This window comes from Methylocystis parvus, from assembly GCF_049675845.1.
GTDB lineage: Bacteria > Pseudomonadota > Alphaproteobacteria > Rhizobiales > Beijerinckiaceae > Methylocystis > Methylocystis parvus_A.
Genome location: NZ_CP187161.1, coordinates 681170 through 695866, shown reverse-complemented (window position 1 = coordinate 695866; position 14697 = coordinate 681170). Strand labels below are relative to the sequence as shown.

16 protein-coding genes and 3 pseudogenes are annotated in these 14697 nt (G+C 65.6%); 14 read left to right on the top strand and 5 right to left on the bottom strand.

Translation table 11 applies throughout. The features are described 5' to 3' along the window. Window positions 1-171: 171 nt before the first annotated feature. Together ACPFMJ_RS03760 and hisN are read left to right on the top strand one after the other, a co-directional pair. Window positions 172-1128, top strand: a complete 957-nt coding sequence (locus tag ACPFMJ_RS03760) for an N-formylglutamate amidohydrolase (protein ID WP_424363785.1) — start codon at window positions 172-174, stop codon at window positions 1126-1128. Between the two features lie 27 nt (window positions 1129-1155). Then, on the top strand, window positions 1156-1959 hold the full coding sequence (gene hisN / locus ACPFMJ_RS03755; RefSeq protein ID WP_424362525.1) for a histidinol-phosphatase: 804 nt from the start codon (window positions 1156-1158) through the stop codon (window positions 1957-1959). Here hisN and ACPFMJ_RS03750 read toward each other — a convergent pair. Further along, the gene (locus tag ACPFMJ_RS03750) at window positions 1956-2900 is read right to left on the bottom strand and encodes an alpha/beta fold hydrolase (protein ID WP_424362524.1); all 945 of its coding nucleotides are present in this window, start codon (window positions 2898-2900) and stop codon (window positions 1956-1958) included. The genes hisN and ACPFMJ_RS03750 overlap by 4 nt on opposite strands. Window positions 2901-3545: 645 nt before the next feature. Here ACPFMJ_RS03750 and ACPFMJ_RS03745 point away from each other — a divergent pair. Further along, window positions 3546-4319: an energy transducer TonB gene (locus ACPFMJ_RS03745; protein ID WP_424362523.1), complete on the top strand. Its 774-nt coding sequence runs from the start codon at window positions 3546-3548 to the stop codon at window positions 4317-4319. A gap of 10 nt (window positions 4320-4329) precedes the next feature. Then, window positions 4330-4941, top strand: a complete 612-nt coding sequence (locus ACPFMJ_RS03740) for a MotA/TolQ/ExbB proton channel family protein (RefSeq protein WP_424362522.1) — start codon at window positions 4330-4332, stop codon at window positions 4939-4941. A 7-nt stretch (window positions 4942-4948) separates the two neighbouring features. Here ACPFMJ_RS03740 and ACPFMJ_RS03735 read toward each other — a convergent pair whose 3' ends face one another. The 3 genes from ACPFMJ_RS03735 to ACPFMJ_RS03725 all read right to left on the bottom strand — a co-directional run bounded on the left by ACPFMJ_RS03735 (window position 4949) and on the right by ACPFMJ_RS03725 (window position 8526). Next, window positions 4949-5515, bottom strand: a complete 567-nt coding sequence (locus ACPFMJ_RS03735; protein WP_424362521.1) for a TlpA family protein disulfide reductase — start codon at window positions 5513-5515, stop codon at window positions 4949-4951. A 90-nt stretch (window positions 5516-5605) separates the two neighbouring features. Beyond that, complete coding sequence (locus ACPFMJ_RS03730) at window positions 5606-8050, bottom strand: TonB-dependent receptor (RefSeq protein ID WP_424362520.1); 2445 nt, start codon at window positions 8048-8050, stop codon at window positions 5606-5608. A 65-nt stretch (window positions 8051-8115) separates the two neighbouring features. Next, the gene (locus ACPFMJ_RS03725) at window positions 8116-8526 is read right to left on the bottom strand and encodes a hypothetical protein (protein WP_424362519.1); all 411 of its coding nucleotides are present in this window, start codon (window positions 8524-8526) and stop codon (window positions 8116-8118) included. Window positions 8527-8771: 245 nt separating this feature from the next. Between ACPFMJ_RS03725 and ACPFMJ_RS03720 the strand changes: the two genes are divergently transcribed. Continuing rightward, window positions 8772-9236: an Hsp20 family protein gene (locus tag ACPFMJ_RS03720; protein ID WP_424362518.1), complete on the top strand. Its 465-nt coding sequence runs from the start codon at window positions 8772-8774 to the stop codon at window positions 9234-9236. A gap of 51 nt (window positions 9237-9287) precedes the next feature. Here the strand turns inward: ACPFMJ_RS03720 and ACPFMJ_RS03715 are convergent, their stop codons facing one another. Next, complete coding sequence (locus ACPFMJ_RS03715; RefSeq protein ID WP_424362517.1) at window positions 9288-10712, bottom strand: hypothetical protein; 1425 nt, start codon at window positions 10710-10712, stop codon at window positions 9288-9290. Window positions 10713-11060: 348 nt separating this feature from the next. Between ACPFMJ_RS03715 and ACPFMJ_RS03710 the strand changes: the two are divergent. The 9 genes and pseudogenes from ACPFMJ_RS03710 (at window position 11061) to ACPFMJ_RS03670 (ending at window position 14693) form a co-directional block, all read left to right on the top strand. Further along, window positions 11061-11380 (top strand): annotated as a pseudogene (locus ACPFMJ_RS03710) (hypothetical protein). Further along, a pseudogene (locus ACPFMJ_RS03705) lies at window positions 11341-11834 on the top strand (glutamate synthase subunit alpha); the annotation flags it as partial. The pseudogenes ACPFMJ_RS03710 and ACPFMJ_RS03705, both read left to right, overlap by 40 nt. Window positions 11835-11898: 64 nt before the next feature. Further along, entirely contained in the window at window positions 11899-12264 is a 366-nt protein-coding gene (locus tag ACPFMJ_RS03700; RefSeq protein ID WP_424362516.1) for a hypothetical protein, read from the top strand. Continuing rightward, window positions 12261-12485, top strand: a complete 225-nt coding sequence (locus ACPFMJ_RS03695) for a glutamate synthase central domain-containing protein (RefSeq protein ID WP_424362515.1) — start codon at window positions 12261-12263, stop codon at window positions 12483-12485. Before ACPFMJ_RS03700 ends, ACPFMJ_RS03695 begins: the two co-directional genes overlap by 4 nt. Then, window positions 12482-12598 (top strand): annotated as a pseudogene (locus tag ACPFMJ_RS03690) (glutamate synthase central domain-containing protein); the annotation flags it as partial. The gene ACPFMJ_RS03695 and the pseudogene ACPFMJ_RS03690, both read left to right, overlap by 4 nt. 2 nt (window positions 12599-12600) lie before the next feature. Next, complete coding sequence (locus ACPFMJ_RS03685) at window positions 12601-13095, top strand: glutamate synthase central domain-containing protein (protein ID WP_424362514.1); 495 nt, start codon at window positions 12601-12603, stop codon at window positions 13093-13095. Then, window positions 13092-13274, top strand: a complete 183-nt coding sequence (locus tag ACPFMJ_RS03680) for a glutamate synthase central domain-containing protein (RefSeq protein WP_424362513.1) — start codon at window positions 13092-13094, stop codon at window positions 13272-13274. Before ACPFMJ_RS03685 ends, ACPFMJ_RS03680 begins: the two co-directional genes overlap by 4 nt. Before the next feature lie 106 nt (window positions 13275-13380). Then, window positions 13381-13767 carry a glutamate synthase-related protein gene (locus tag ACPFMJ_RS03675; RefSeq protein ID WP_424362512.1) on the top strand — a complete coding sequence of 129 codons (387 nt, stop codon included), beginning with the start codon at window positions 13381-13383 and terminating at the stop codon, window positions 13765-13767. Then, complete coding sequence (locus ACPFMJ_RS03670) at window positions 13722-14693, top strand: FMN-binding glutamate synthase family protein (protein ID WP_424362511.1); 972 nt, start codon at window positions 13722-13724, stop codon at window positions 14691-14693. Before ACPFMJ_RS03675 ends, ACPFMJ_RS03670 begins: the two co-directional genes overlap by 46 nt. The last annotated feature ends 4 nt before the right edge of the window (window positions 14694-14697 follow it).

Below are 14697 nucleotides of genomic sequence, written 5' to 3'. Positions count from 1 at the left end.
GTAGTTTTCTACATAGAGCCGGACCTTCGTAAATATCAGGTGAAACTCCGGCTGCGTCACGTTAACTTAGGCGACTATAATGTGGAAATTCGCGGAGCTTGGGTGAGCCGCGCGACGCCCGCCTGCTATTATGAGGGCGTCGATCCGGCGAGGCCAAGGCGGGGCGAGCTGATGAATGAGGTAGAATCAGGACGCATCGACGGGGATGCCGCCATCGCGCTGCACGAGCCCGAGCTGCCGGCGCCCTTCGAGGTCGTCGAGCCGGCCGAGCTGCTCTCGCCGCTTGTCTTCTCCTCGCCGCATTCCGGCCGGATTTATCCGGCGCGATTCCTTGCCGCCGCGCGGCTCGACGCCGCGTCCCTGCGCCGGTCGGAGGACGCCTATGTCGACGAGCTCTTCGCCGCGTCGCAGGCCGTGGGCGCGCCGATGCTGCGGGCGCTATTCCCGAGGGCCTATCTCGACCTCAACCGCGAGCCCTATGAGCTCGATCCCAAACTCTTCGACGGTCCACTGCCGTCCTTCGCCAATACGCGGTCGCTCCGCGTCGCGGCGGGACTCGGCACCATCCCCCGCGTCGTGGCCGACGCGCGTGAGATCTACGCCAGCCGCATCCCGCTCGACGAGGCGCTGCGGCGGATCGAGGCGCTCTACAAGCCCTATCACGCGGCCCTGCGTGGCCTGATGGAGCGCTCCCAGCGCCGGTTCGGCTTCGCCGTGCTGGTGGATTGCCACTCCATGCCCTCGACCAGCGCCCGCGAGTCAGCCGCCGCGGCCCGCGCGGACAAAAAGCGCGTCGATTTCGTCATCGGCGATCGCTATGGGGTGAGCGCCGCGCCGGTCGTCGTGGGCGGGGTGGAGGAGCGGCTGCGCGCGCGGGGCTATCATGTGCAGCGCAACCGCCCCTATGCGGGCGGCTTCATCACCGAGCATTTCGGCCGCCCGGCGGCCGGATGGCACGCCGTGCAGATAGAGGTTTCGCGCGGCCTCTACATGGACGAGGCGACGCTGGAGAAGAACGCGCGCTTCCAGACGGTCGTCGCCGATCTGGCCGAAGTCGTCGCGGGCCTTGCGCAGGACATCGAGCTCGACGAATCCCTTGGCGGCCCGCGCCGGATGGCCGCCGAATAACGCGACCGCCGCGTCGCTGGAGAATCCATGACAGTCGTCGATTTCGAACGCTTCGTAGAGGAGCTTGCCGACGTTTCGGGCGAAGCGATCATGCCCTTCTTCCGCACGGCCCTCGCCGCGGACGACAAGGCGCATGGCGGCGCCTTCGATCCCGTGACGGAGGCCGACCGCGCCGCCGAGCTCTCCATGCGCCGGCTGATCGAGCGGACCTTTCCGAACCACGGGATCATCGGCGAGGAATTCGGCTCGAAGGATTCCGGCGCCGAATATGTCTGGGTGCTCGATCCCATCGACGGCACCAAGAGCTTCATCTCCGGCTTTCCGACCTGGGGGACGCTGATCGGCCTGCAGCATCGCGGCCGGCCCTGCTACGGGCTGATGCACCAGCCCTTCACGCGCGAGCGCTTCCACGGCGACGGCGAGGCGGCCTTCTGGCGCGGCCCGGCCCGCCATGGCAAGGCTCCGGAGGAGCGTCGCAAGCTCGTCGTCCGCCCGTGCCCCAAGCTCGCGCAGGCGACGATGATGACGACCTCGCCTCTGCTGATCGAGCCCGCGTTGCGCGAGAGCTTCCTCCGCGTCGAAGCCGAGGTGCGCCTCTCGCGCTATGGCGGCGACTGCTACGCCTATTGCGCGCTGGCGGCGGGCCATGTCGACCTCGTGATCGAGGCGGGCCTCAACGCCTATGACATTGTGGCGCTCATCCCCATCATCGAGGGCGCGGGGGGCGTCGTGACGACCTGGGACGGCGGCGATGCGTCGAAGGGCGGCGCGATCGTCGCGGCCGGCGATCGGGCGCTGCATGAGGCGGCGGTGAGGCTGTTGAGCGCCTAAGCCTTCCCCGACCCCGGCACAAACGCGTCGAACGCCTTCCAGAACCGTTCCCTGACCGGATCGCGCTCCATCAAGATCTCATGCTTCGATCCTGAGATCGGGATCAATGCGCCATTGTTGAGGTTCTGCACGAAGCGTTCGATGGCGGGGTTGGACACGACATTCTCCAGCCCCGCCGAATAGGCGAGAATCGGCGTTCGAATCTGCCTCGCATATTCCGGCGCGTCGAAGCGGTTCATGAGGCGGAAGGCGGCGTTGACCCAGCCGATCGTCGGATCGCCGATCAAGAGCGACGGCGCCGCGCGGACGATCCCCGCATTGCGTGCGAAGCGCACCGGATCTGTGGTCAGCTTGTTTCCCTCGAAGGGCAGTTCAAGAAAGTTGCGCCCGCCGCCGAAAGGGATGAACTGCGCGCCGAGTCCCAGCATGTCGAGCGTATCGGCGAGCCAGCGCGCGCCACGCGGAAAGATCAGATTGGCGAGATCGACCATCGGCGCGGTGACGACGATCCGCTCGAAGGGCGGGCGGCCGGCATGCGCCGTGTCGAGCAGGATGGCGCCGCCCATGGAATGCGCCAGCGCGAACCATGGCTGCGGGCGGGGTCTCAGCACATCCGCGACGAAGACCTCGAGATCGCGCTGATACTGCGAGAAATCGTCGATATGTCCCTTGCGCGGATCTTCCAGCTCGCGCTCCGAGCCGCCCTGTCCGCGCCAGTCGAGCGCGACGACGTCGAAGCCGCGCTTGCGCAGCGCTTCGATGGTCTCGAAATATTTCTCGATGAACTCGTTGTGGCCCTGAAAGACCGCGACCGTGCCGCGCGGGGTCTCGCGGGCGGGGAACGTCGCGGCGCGCAGGCGCCTGTCGTCATAGCTCTTGAGCTGATGGACGACGGCGCCGTCGGGAATGGGATTGTCAGGCGTCGCGACCAGTTCGAGCATGTCTTCTCCGTGACGCTAGCGCGGCCGATTCTCTGTATTCGAACATAGTGCAAAACGTCCTCCGGGCCGAACCGAAGACGATGAGGTTGAACGCTCGAGCCGCCGAGCCGCGGCCTTCCGCCGCAACGCCTCTCCTTGATTCCGCAAAGCTTAAAAACTAGCGTTTGCGAGAGGCGAGAGAGGCGGCATGACCAATCCCTCGGGAGGGCTCGGCAAGAACGCAAGGCGCTTTGGCGCGTGGCTTGCCTTGCTGCTGTTTTTCCAGGGCGCCTTGTCCGCGCTTGCGCTCGCCCGTTCGGGCGAGCCGGGCCACGCAACCTGCATCACAAAGCAAGTTTACGGCGATGGCGAAGGGCCGGCTCCCGCTGCGCCGGGCCATAAGACTGAGAAATGTTGCGTCGCGCATTTCTCCCAGAAGGTTTTGGTTGCTCCCGATCATTCGTGGCTGATCGAACATCGAGCCGCTCTCAGCGAAGGCGGTCTCCCGCGAGGCCCCGTTCGGCCGGTCGCAAGGCTGCGAAACCAGTTCGCCTTTCCCAGAGCGCCGCCGGTTCTCTCCCCGTAACGACCCCACGCGCCGCCCTCTGGCGGCTCTTGCTGCGTCTCGCCTGCGCGAGCGCGGGTTCTTACTCGAAGAGCGGCATCATGAGTGATCTTGTCTTCGCACGAGCGACGGAGCAGGCCGAGCCCGGTCGCGCGCGCCCGCCTTTGCGGCCGTCATGGCTGCACCGAACATCCGCCGTAGTCGTTATCGCCGCGCATGCGATCTTTTTCGCAGCCTTCCTGCGTTGGATGGAACCGCAACTGATTTCGCTCGCTTCGATCGACGCTGAACTCGTGCGTGACGGCGATTTTCTGGAGATGGGCGCTCCCGCAGGCGTGGATGAAGCGCAGAGTGAAGAGGATTCCGCTGAGATCGATCCTGCCGAATTCGCCGCGCTTCCGCCGCCGCCGGTCATGGAGCCGGTGGAGGTCCCCGTCGAGGCGCCCAAGCCGGTGAAGAAGGAGCGGGCGAAGAAAAATCCCGACAAGGCGAAGAGGGAGACGAAGAACGCAGTCTCCGCATCCAGCGCCTCGCGTGGGCCCGGCGGAGGGATCGCCGGCCCCAGAAGCGGCTCCGGGAGCGGGAGAGGTCCCGGCGTTCCGGGCGGTCGCGGCACGGGCGCCGGCGCGTCCGAGGCGACATGCCTCGCGGGGGTCGCTGTGTCGATACGTCGACACCTGCCGGGCGCGACGTCGCTCGGCCCGGGCTCTGCTTTCGTCACATTTCACATCAATTCAGGCGGCGGCATTTCAGGCGTTTCGGCCAGCGGCTCGACGCCTGCCCATGCGGCGCTTGCGCGACGCATCGTGGCGTCGGCGCGCGGACCGGCGCTATGCGGCGCCGCCTTCGCCAGCCAGAACATCTCATTCGAATAGCGAGGGCTCCGTGGATTACTCCCTCTCACCTACGGCGATGTTTCTGAACGCCGGCCCCGTGAGCAAGGTCGTGATGGCCGTGCTCGTCTTGGCGTCCATCTGGACGTGGATTCTCATCGTCGACGGCGTCTATGTGGCGCTACGGATTTCGAAAGCCATCAAATCGGCGCGGGCGGGCGGGGCCGTCGACGTGCTTTGGCCGATCGCTTGCGCGGGAGAGCGCGCGGCCTCGGCCTCCCTGCCTGGCGAAACCAATGAGCAAAGGCGCAACCGCATCCTCGAGTCGACGCGCCGCGCCGCCGCGGAATTCATGACATCGGCGCGAGGCGGACTCTCCAACCTTGCGATCGTCTCGTCGGTCGGGCCTTTCGTCGGCCTTTTCGGAACGGTCTGGGGGATCATGTCGAGCTTCTCGAGCATTGCGCAGACTCAGGACACGAGTCTCACAATCGTGGCGCCCGGCATCGCCGAGGCGCTCGCGGCGACCGCCTATGGTCTGGCCGCCGCCATTCCCGCCGCCATCGGCTACAATCGCATCGGCGCCGCTTTTTCCGAGATCGGCGACGAGGTCTCGCAGTTCGTCGCCGACGACGTGATCTCCCTGACAAAGGACGTCACATAGGCGGGGCTCAACTTCCGCAGAAGGCCGCCAGTCTGTCTGGCTCCGCGAAATTGATTCTGCCGCTGACGATCGCCTCGACGACGCCGACGCCGTTGACGAAGTAATGCGTCGGCGTCACCACGCCGCCCTCCTTGGTCAGACCGTAGAAAGCCCCCGCAGCCCGCGCCTTGGCCTTGTCGGTCTTGGTCGTGTCGGAGATGCGGTAAATTTTCCAGGGCAGGCCGAAGGTCTTGAACTTGGCGAGATCCTTCGGATAGTCCTTCTGCATCGACGAGACGAAGACGACGTTCCAACGCCCCGGGCAGGCCTTCGCCAGCGCCTTGTAACCCGGCGCTTCCGCGACGCAGTTGGGGCACCAATGCGCCCATATGGAGACGAGCGTCGGCTTGCCGTTGCCGAGCGCCGCGCGCAAATCGAAGGGCGCGCCTTTCTCGTCCACGAGATCGATCTCGCGCAGCGAATCCTTCATATCCTGCTCGGTCACTGCGCGCTCGACCTGCATGCCGAGGATTTCCGCGCGGGCGAGGCCTGTGGCGCAATGGAGCCCGAACAGCAAAACGATCAGGCGCTTCATCTGCTTGTCCTTTCCGTTCGCTCTTGAATCGCGAACAAAAAAACCGGGCGGCGCCAGCCGCCCGGTTGCGATGGCTCGAAGTCGGCGATCCTAGAACTTTACGTTCGTCGCCACATAGACGCTCCGCCCCATGCCCGGGACCGGTATGCCCCAGACCGGCGCCCCGCCGCCGTTGCCCGACATGGTCGCGCCGTAACCGATATAGGCGCCGCCGAGAGGCTGATAGTAGAATGTGTTGAAGATGTTTTCGACGCCGACGTCGAAGCGGACATTGCGCCATTCATAGCTGCTGCGCCAGTTGAAGAGCGTATATCCGTATGTCTTCAACTCGTTGCGAGCCTGCTCGATATTCGCCTTGGCGCCGACCACCTGCATTTCGATCGCGTTGGTCAGACCGAAATATCTCTGCTCCAGCGACAGCTTCGCGTTCACCGGCATGATCTGGTACAGATTTCCGCCCGTCGTGATGTTTTGCCCGTTCACGTAGCTGAGAATCGCCCGGCCGGTGAAATCGCCGAGCGGCGTGTTCTGCGCCAAGACGGCATGGCCCGAGAGGTCCGCGCCGAACAGACGGGCGTCCTGATTGACGAACTGGAGAAAGACGAAGCCATACGTCGTCACCAGATTGTTGCGCAGCGTCGGCGTATTTCCGCAGACATAAAGCGGGCAGCGCTGCACGTCGATGAAGTTGGAGACGTAGGTGAAGTACGGGGTAAAGCGGATTCCGCGCTGGTTCGCCTCGTCATGCCAGTCGGCCGTCGCGCTGATGGTGTTTGCGACTTCCGGCTTCAGGTTGAGATTGCCGATATAGAAGTTTCCGTCGCCGAACCAGCCGATCATTTCCGCCGGCATGGTCGCCGGCGACCAGGAATAGCGCTCATAGAGATTGGGCGACCGGCTCTTCAGCGAATAGCCGAGCGAGAAGGCCCAATCCGCATTGGGCGTATAGGTCGCCTGCGCGGTTGCGTTCCAGTTCTGATCGGTGCGGGCGCGGTTGGAGATGTTGAACTTCGTCGCCGCGAAGAGCGGAGCAGAGTCGTACATCTGGACATTGTAGCCATGCACGGGACCGGCGTTCATCCACACCGTGTCGCTGCGCACGCCGACCAGGGTCAGCCATTGCGGGCTCCAGCGCGATTCCACTTCGGCGAAGGCGTCGAAGCGATCACGCTGTCCGTCGTTGATCGCGATGAAGGCGGCCGGCGCCATGCCGCCGACCGTCTTGCCGGCCGGCAGCACGAAGGGGGACGGCGGCCACCATTCATTGTAGCGATACTGCTGATACTCCGCGCCGACGCGCAGATTGTGGATGTTGAACAGGGGAATGCTGGCCTTCGCCTTCACCCCGGTGTTCTGCGCCTTGGTCTCCATCGGCATGCCCGGCGCCAGGATGTTGTTGAGCGCGCCGTAGTAGTACTGCTTGTCGTTGCCGAAATCCATGCCGTGGCGGACGGTCTGGTGATAGAACTGCCCCTCGAGCAGGCCCCAGTCATATTGGCCGTTATAACGGACGCTGCCCTGAACCGTTCGGTTCAGCGTCATGTCCATGCGCTGATTGGGGAAGTTCTGATAGGGAATGTGCTGAAAGCCGACATTCACCTGGAGCAGATGGTTTTCGTGGCGGAAGGCGAGATTGACGTCGTGATTCTGCGTTTGATACGCGGTCGAACCGACCTCGCTGCCCGAAAGCCAGGGCACGAACTGGTTTGAACGGGTCAAGGGCAGCGGCGCGAACGGGAAGGCGTAGCCTGCCGGTTTGAACGCGGCGGCCGCATGGTAGTTTTCGGACCGCGCATAAGCGCCGTTGTACGTGATGTTGAAGCGGTCCGATGCCGCCGTCGCGGAGAGATGCCCGCCATAGCCGTTGCCGTTGCTGCGATAGAAGGCGCCGATCTCTCCCTTCGTCAGGATCGGGCTGCCATTAAGATTGAAGATCAGAGGGGCGGGCTCGTTCGGCGCCGGGCGGCGCGGATCGGCCGGTTGCGCAGCGGATGCGAAGACGGGCGAGGGCGGGTCGACTACAACGGCGCCGCCAATGCTGTCGCCGCCGACGCTGACTGGAACCACGCCGGGATAGACGCGGATATTTCCGACCTGCGACGGCGAAACGTAGGAGAGCGGCGGGTTCATGTGGTTGGCGCAGGCCGAAGCCGCGGGGATGCCGGACACCAGCACGTTGAGGCGATCGTCGGCGAGGCCGTGGATCGCGGGGAGGCGGGAGACGCCGCCAGCTTCGTACCAGCTCACGCCGGGCGTGTTCCGCAGGAGCTGGACGGTGTCGACGGCCGCCGGACGCTCCTCGGCGATCTGACGCTGGTCGATGACCGTCGCATCGATCGGCTTCGCAGGCTCCGTCACGGTCGGGACCGCTTGCGTGACGGCGGGGGCGGAACGCGAAGGGGCGGTCCGGCGCGCGGCCGCGATCGTAATGTCGGGCAGGGGGGTCTGGGCCAGCGCGCCAGTTTCGGCGCCGGCAAGCAAGGCGATAGCGATCGCGCCGGCGGATGCGCCGCGCGTCAGGGCAGGACGTGACATGACAAGATTCTCCCGATCCGCCGGATTACGGCGGCTAAACAGCAACTGATCGTTTGTTCAGTGGATCAGGAGAAAAGCGGGGGCGCGCGAGCCGAGTGCGCGATGCGCCAGCGCGTCGGAGGCGCGGAGAAACCCTGCGGGAAAGGCGCGACAATCTCGCCTGTGCGAACTGGCTGCGCAATCCGGCCGGAACTCGCGTCTGCGACGGAGGCGAAGAAGCAGGCGAGGCAGGCCTCGCAATCATGCTGAAGATCAGTCGCCGGTCCACGGGTCTGGTGGCCCGGGACGGCGACGCCGGTTCGTTCGCACTTCTGGCCGACGGCCGCGCCATTGAGCGGGCGCCCGCCCTGCGCATGGACAGCCGGACCCTGCGCGACGAAGAACAGCGCCATCGCCAGGGCAAGGACGCTCCGCGCCCAGCCGGCGAATCCGACGCGCTTCTTTGCGCCGAGAATATGGCCCCCTCGATTCCGCATGCAGCCAACTTAGCCGGCGCGAGCGTCGTTCAGCATGCGACAAAGTCTCCGATTACAATGATATATCTGGAGTGTGATTTTTGAGCAACGCGAATTGATTTTAGGCAAGCTCTGCCGAAAGCGACCCTCTTGAAGTCCGCGAAAGCGCTTCCCACCTCGTAGTCAGCGCGGGCCACACTGGACGCGCGGAAAGGCGCGGCGCGTTACGCAGCGCGCCGCATGTCGCTTCTTCAGGAGGATATGTCATGCGTCACTTCGATCTTTCGCCCCTCTATCGTCAGACCGTGGGCTTCGATCGTCTCTTCAATCTTCTCGACCAGGCGGGCGGCGTCGACAGCGCGTCTACCTATCCGCCTTACAACATCGAGCGCACCGGCGAGAACGCCTACCGCGTCACGCTGGCCGTCGCCGGCTTCTCGCGGGAAGAGCTGACGATCGAGACCAAAGAGAACACCCTCTCCGTCAAGGGCTCGAAGGAACAGGCCCAGCCAGCCGAAGGCCGCGAGATGCTGCATCAAGGCATCGCCGCGCGCGCCTTCGAGCGTCGCTTCCAGCTTGCCGATCATGTCATCGTGACGGGCGCGAGTCTCGTCAACGGCCTGCTGCATGTCGACCTCGTTCGCGAGATTCCGGAAGCTCAGAAGCCTCGCCGCATCGAAATCGGCGGCGGCGCGTCGGCTCCGAGGGTCGTCGAGACGAAGGCCGCCTAAAGTTCATCCAGGGTCTGAAAATGAGAGAGGCGCCCGTTGAGGCGCCTCTTTTTATTGTTCCTTCGGCATCGCGACGCTTTGCGGCGTTCGCCCGCCCGGCGAGGCACGCGCAGTCGATGTCGACGGCGTCGACGGCGTCACCACCGTCACGCCCTCCGCCGCCGCCGGCGGCACGATCGCGCGATGCGAGCCGCCGCCGGTCGAACGCGCCGCCGTCGCGCGCTGGGCCTTGGCTTCTACGGGATTCTTCCACTCTATCGCTGGCGCCGCGGCGGGCGCCGTCGCGGCCTCCACGGGCTTCGCCGGTTGCGATCTCGCGGCGACCGGCTTCGCGGGCTCCACAGCTCTGGCGGCGACCGGCTTCGGCGCTTCTGTCGCCTTTGGCGACTCGGGGGCCTTCGAGGTTTCGACCGGCCTCCCCAATTCAACGGGTTTCTGCGGCTCGACGGCTTTCACCGCCTTGACGGGCTTTGCGGGCTCGATGGGCTTCGCCGCAACGGGCTTGGTCAAATCCATCGGTTTGGCCGCTTCCGCAGCCTTGGGCGGCTGGGCGGGCTTTGGCGGTTCCGCCGCCTCGGCAGGTTTCGAAATCTCGGAGGGCCTCGCCCATTCGACGGGTTTCGGCGGCTCCGCCGACTTCACCGCCTTGACGTGCTTTGCCGGCTCGATCGGCCTCGCCGCAACGGGCTTGGCCGAATCCATCGGTTTGGGCGCTTCCGCAGCCTTGGGCGGCTGGGCGGGCCTTGGCGCATCCGCCGCCTCGGCGGGCTTCGAAATTTCGGAGGGCTTGGCCCATTCAACGGGCTTTGGCGGCTCCGCGGGCTTCGCCGTCTCGACCGGTTTGACCGCCGCAGGCTTAGGCGACGTCTTTGGAGAAGGCGCGGCGACGGGAGCCGGTGGAGCCTGCGGGCCGGGCGTCGGCGCGATGATCTGCGGCGCCGGGCGCGCGGCTTCGCGCCGGGGCGTTGCGGCGGGCTCCTGCGGGGCCGGGCGCTCAACGCGGCGGATGCGGTCATTGCCCCGCGCTTCTTCCGGCGGCTGCGCGCGGTCGCGGCCGATTTCCTTGACTACCGGATGCGAGCCGCCCAGTTGCGGCACGAAACCGTCGTCGCGACGCGGCGGCGGCCCCCCGAGGCTAACGGCGTGGATGATCACGCCTTCAAACGGGTCGATGAAGAAGCGCGTCTCGCCCTCGCGGCGGCTCACGCCCGTCGCGACGATCTGGTCGCCGCGTCGCCCCAGGGGCCCGACGAGCTGAAATCCCTCGCGCGCCAGTATGCGCGCGACGGCGCGGCGCGAGGCGAAGCGGGGCGCGTCATCGTAATCGTCGTCGATGTCGGGCGGCGGCAGGTCGTAGTGGAACGTATGGACGAAGGGCCGGAAGTAGAACTGCGCCATGGCCGCGTCGCCGGCCGCGCAAGCGAGCGCGATTCCCAGCGCCAGCGGGGTCCCCCATTTCCGCCAAGCAGAAGACATGATCCACTATCCTTAACCGTAGCCCCAATCTCTTTTACCATCATCTCCTTGATTACGGCGAGCGTTGGACGGTCGGATGGAACCGCCTTCTTATTGGGCGGTTGCTTGTCACCGCTGCATAAATCTGGCACTTATCGTGTGCGCCGATATGTCAGTGCTGCTGACCTTTCGTCGCCGCTCGCCCTTCGGTCGCGATCCGCTGCTCCCGCCCTCGCAAGGGCTTTACGATCCGTCGAAAGAGCACGACTCCTGCGGCGTCGGCTTCGTCGCCAACATGCACAATGAGAAGACGCACGACATCGTCGAGATGGGCCTGCAGATCCTCTCAATCTCGATCACCGCGGCGCGGTGGGCGCCGACCCCAAGCTCGGCGACGGCTGCGGCATTCTCGTCCAGATCCGCACGACTTCTTCAAGGCCGAGTGCAAGAAGCTCGGCTTCGACCTGCCGGCCGCCGGCGAATACGCCATCGGCCAGTTCTTCATGCCGCGCGACGCCGAAATGCGCGCGCAGGCGCGCGCCATCATCGAAGCCGCGATGCAGCGCGAAGGCCTCACGCTGCTCGGCTGGCGCGACCTTCCCGTTGATTCGAGCGATCTTGGCGTCGGCGTCCGCGAGCCGTCGAGCCGATGCACCGTCAGCTCTTCATCGGCCGCGGTCCCGACGTGAAGGACCATGACGATTTCGAGCGCCGCGTCTATCTCGCGCGCAAGTCCGCGTCGAACGAGATCTACGCGATCGGCAATGGCGGCCGCGAGTTCTATTCCGTGTCCGTGTCGACGCGCACCATCGTCTACAAGGGCATGGTGCTCGTCTCCCAGCTCGGACCGGGCTACTTCCTCGATCTTCAGGACAAGCGCTTCGTCTCCGCGCTGGCGCTCGTGCATCAGCGCTTCGCGACCAACACCTTCCCGTCCTGGAAGCTCGCGCATCCCTATCGCATCGTCGCGCATAACGGCGAGATCAACACGCTGCGCGGCAACTCAACTGGATGGCGGCGCGTCAGGCATCGGTCTCCTCGCCGCTCTTTGGCGACAATATCAGCAAGCTTTGGCCGATCTCCTATGAGGGCCAGTCCGACACCGCCTGCTTCGACAACGCGCTCGAATTTCTCGTGCGCGGCGGCTATTCGCTCGCGCATGCGGTGATGATGCTGATCCCCGAGGCCTGGGCCGGCAATCCGACTGATGGATACCGATCGCCGCGCCTTCTACGAGCACCACGCCGCGCTGATGGAGCCGTGGGATGGCCCCGCCGCCATGGCCTTCACCGACGGCCGCCAGATCGGCGCAACGCTCGACCGCAACGGCCTGCGCCCGGCGCGCTACCTCGTCACCGAGGACGACCTCGTCGTCATGGCCTCTGAAATGGGCGTGCTGCCTATTCCGGAGGAGAAGATCGTCAAGAAGTGGCGCCTGCAGCCGGGCAAGATGCTGCTCGTCGATCTGGAGCAGGGCCGCATCATCTCGGACGACGAGATCAAGCAGGAGCTGGCGCTCTCCCATCCCTACAAGGAGTGGCTCGCGCGCACGCAGATCAGCTGGAGGACTTGAAGCCCGTCGAGTCGCGCCCCGCGCGCGCCGACGTGACGCTGCTCGATCGCCAGCAGGCCTTCGGCTACACGCAGGAAGACCTCTACCTGCTGACGTTCCCGATGGCGGTCACCGGCCAGGAGGCCACCGGCTCGATGGGCACCGACACGCCGATCTCGGCGCTCTGTCGTCGAAGTCGAAGCTGCTTTACACCTACTTCAAGCAGAACTTCGCGCAGGTGACCAATCCGCCGATCGATCCGATCCGCGAAGAGCTGGTGATGAGCCTCGTCTCCTTCATCGGCCCGCGCCCGAACATCCTGGATCACGAGGGTCGGCGAACAAGAAGCGCCTCGAAGTGCGACCAGCCGATCCTGACCAACGAGGATCTGGAGAAGATCCGCTGGATCGGCATGGTGGAGGACAGCTTCGACACGAGACGCTCGACATCACCTATCCGGCGGATAAGGGCGAAGGCGGCATGGGGCCGGCGCTCGACGGCATCTGCGCCGAAGCGGAAGAGTACGTCCGAGCCAAGGAATTCAACATCATCATCCTGTCCGACCGTCGCGCCGGACCGGACCGCATCGCCGATCCCGGCGCTGCTCGCGACGCGGCGGTGCATCACCACCTGATCCGCAAGGGCCTGCGCACCTCGGTCGGCCTCGTGGTCGAGACCGGCGAAGCGCGCGAGGTGCACCACTTCGCCTGCCTCGCGGGCTATGGCGCCGAGGCGATCAACCCCTATCTCGCCTTCGAACGCTCGCCGATGATCCCGGAGCTGCCGGAAGGACGTCGACGCCGAGACGGCCGTCAAGCGCTACATCAAGGCGATCGGCAAGGGCCATCATGAAGGTGATGTCCAAGATGGGCATCTCGACCTATCAGTCCTATTGCGGCGCGCAGATCTTCGACGCCGTCGGCCTCGCGCAGAGCTTCGTCGACCAGTATTTCACCGGCACGCACGACCCGCGTCGAAGGCGTCGGCCTGCGCGAGATCGCGCGCGAGACGGTGCGTCGCCATCGTCATAAGGCGGCCTTCGGCGACGCGCCGGTCTATCGCGACGCGCTCGACGTCGGCGGCGAATACGCCTATCCGCATCCGCGGCGAGGCCCATAGCGTGGACGGTCGCAGACCGTGCTCGCACGCTGTTCGCGCGCCGTGCGCGGCAATGCGCGCGACAAGTATCGCGCCTTCGCCAAGGCGCTGAACGAGCAGGACGAACGCCTGCTGAATCTGCGCGGCATGTTCCGTATCCGCTCAGCCGAAGACGGCCGCAAGCCCGTCCCGCTGGAGGAGGTCGAGCCGGCGACCGAGATCGTGAAGCGCTTCTCGACGGGCGCGATGTCCTTCGGGTCGATCTCGCGCGAGGCGCACACCACGCTCGCCATCGCGATGAACCGCATCGGCGGCAAGTCGAACACCGGCGAGGGCGGCGAGGAGCCGATCGCTTCAAGCCGATGCCGAACGGCGACTCGATGCGCTCGGCGATCAAGCAGGTCGCTTCCGGCCGCTTCGGCGTGACGACGGAATATCTCGTCAACTCCGACATGATGCAGATCAAGATGGCGCAGGGCGCGAAGCCCGGCGAAGGCGGTCAGCTGCCCGGCGACAAGGTCGACGCCACGATCGCCAAGGTGCGTCACTCGACGCCGGGCGTCGGCCTCATCTCGCCGCCGCCGCACCACGACATCTACTCGATCGAGGACCTGGCGCAGCTCATCTACGACCTGAAGAACGTCAACCCGAAGGCCGACGTCTCGGTGAAGCTCGTCTCCGAGGTCGGCGTCGGCACGGTCGCCGCCGGCGTCTCCAAGGCGCGCGCCGACCACGTGACGATCTCCGGCTTTGAAGGCGGCACAGGCGCATCGCCGCTGACCTCGATCAAGCACGCAGGTAGTCCGTGGGAGATCGGCCTCGCCGAGACGCATCAGACGCTGGTGCTCAACGGCCTGCGCGCGCGCATCGCCGTGCAGGTCGACGGCGGCCTGCGCACTGGCCGCGACGTCGTCGTCGGCGCGCTGCTGGGCGCCGACGAGTTCGGCTTCGCGACGGCTCCGCTGATCGCAGCGGGCTGCATCATGATGCGCAAGTGCCATCTCAACACCTGCCCCGTCGGCGTCGCGACGCAGGACCCGGTCCTGCGCAAGCGCTTCGTCGGCCAGCCCGAGCATGTGATCAACTACTTCTTCTTCGTCGCCGAGGAAGTCCGCGAGATGATGGCGCAGATGGGCTATCGCAGCTTCGACGAGACTCATCGGCCAGATGCAGATGCTCGACAAGGATCGCGCCATCGAGCACTGGAAGGCACGTGGCCTCGACTTCACGAAGCTGTTCCACAAGCCACACGCCCCGGCTGGCGTCGCAATTTACAACAGCGAGCGCCAAGACCACGGTCTCGAGAAGGTTCTCGACGTCAAGCTGATCGAGCTGGCGAAGCCTGCGCTTGAATTG

Bases quoted from the DNA above. Each gene is read 5' to 3' on its own strand.
- ACPFMJ_RS03760 (WP_424363785.1), top strand. From the start codon at position 172: ATGAATGAGGTAGAATCAGGACGCATCGACGGGGATGCCGCCATCGCG.
- hisN (WP_424362525.1), top strand. From the start codon at position 1,156: ATGACAGTCGTCGATTTCGAACGCTTCGTAGAGGAGCTTGCCGACGTT.
- ACPFMJ_RS03750 (WP_424362524.1), bottom strand. From the start codon at position 2,900: ATGCTCGAACTGGTCGCGACGCCTGACAATCCCATTCCCGACGGCGCC.
- ACPFMJ_RS03745 (WP_424362523.1), top strand. From the start codon at position 3,546: ATGAGTGATCTTGTCTTCGCACGAGCGACGGAGCAGGCCGAGCCCGGT.
- ACPFMJ_RS03735 (WP_424362521.1), bottom strand. From the start codon at position 5,515: ATGAAGCGCCTGATCGTTTTGCTGTTCGGGCTCCATTGCGCCACAGGC.
- ACPFMJ_RS03730 (WP_424362520.1), bottom strand. From the start codon at position 8,050: ATGTCACGTCCTGCCCTGACGCGCGGCGCATCCGCCGGCGCGATCGCT.
- ACPFMJ_RS03725 (WP_424362519.1), bottom strand. From the start codon at position 8,526: ATGCGGAATCGAGGGGGCCATATTCTCGGCGCAAAGAAGCGCGTCGGA.
- ACPFMJ_RS03720 (WP_424362518.1), top strand. From the start codon at position 8,772: ATGCGTCACTTCGATCTTTCGCCCCTCTATCGTCAGACCGTGGGCTTC.
- ACPFMJ_RS03715 (WP_424362517.1), bottom strand. From the start codon at position 10,712: ATGTCTTCTGCTTGGCGGAAATGGGGGACCCCGCTGGCGCTGGGAATC.
- ACPFMJ_RS03700 (WP_424362516.1), top strand. From the start codon at position 11,899: ATGGATACCGATCGCCGCGCCTTCTACGAGCACCACGCCGCGCTGATG.
- ACPFMJ_RS03680 (WP_424362513.1), top strand. From the start codon at position 13,092: ATGAAGGTGATGTCCAAGATGGGCATCTCGACCTATCAGTCCTATTGC.
- ACPFMJ_RS03670 (WP_424362511.1), top strand. From the start codon at position 13,722: ATGCGCTCGGCGATCAAGCAGGTCGCTTCCGGCCGCTTCGGCGTGACG.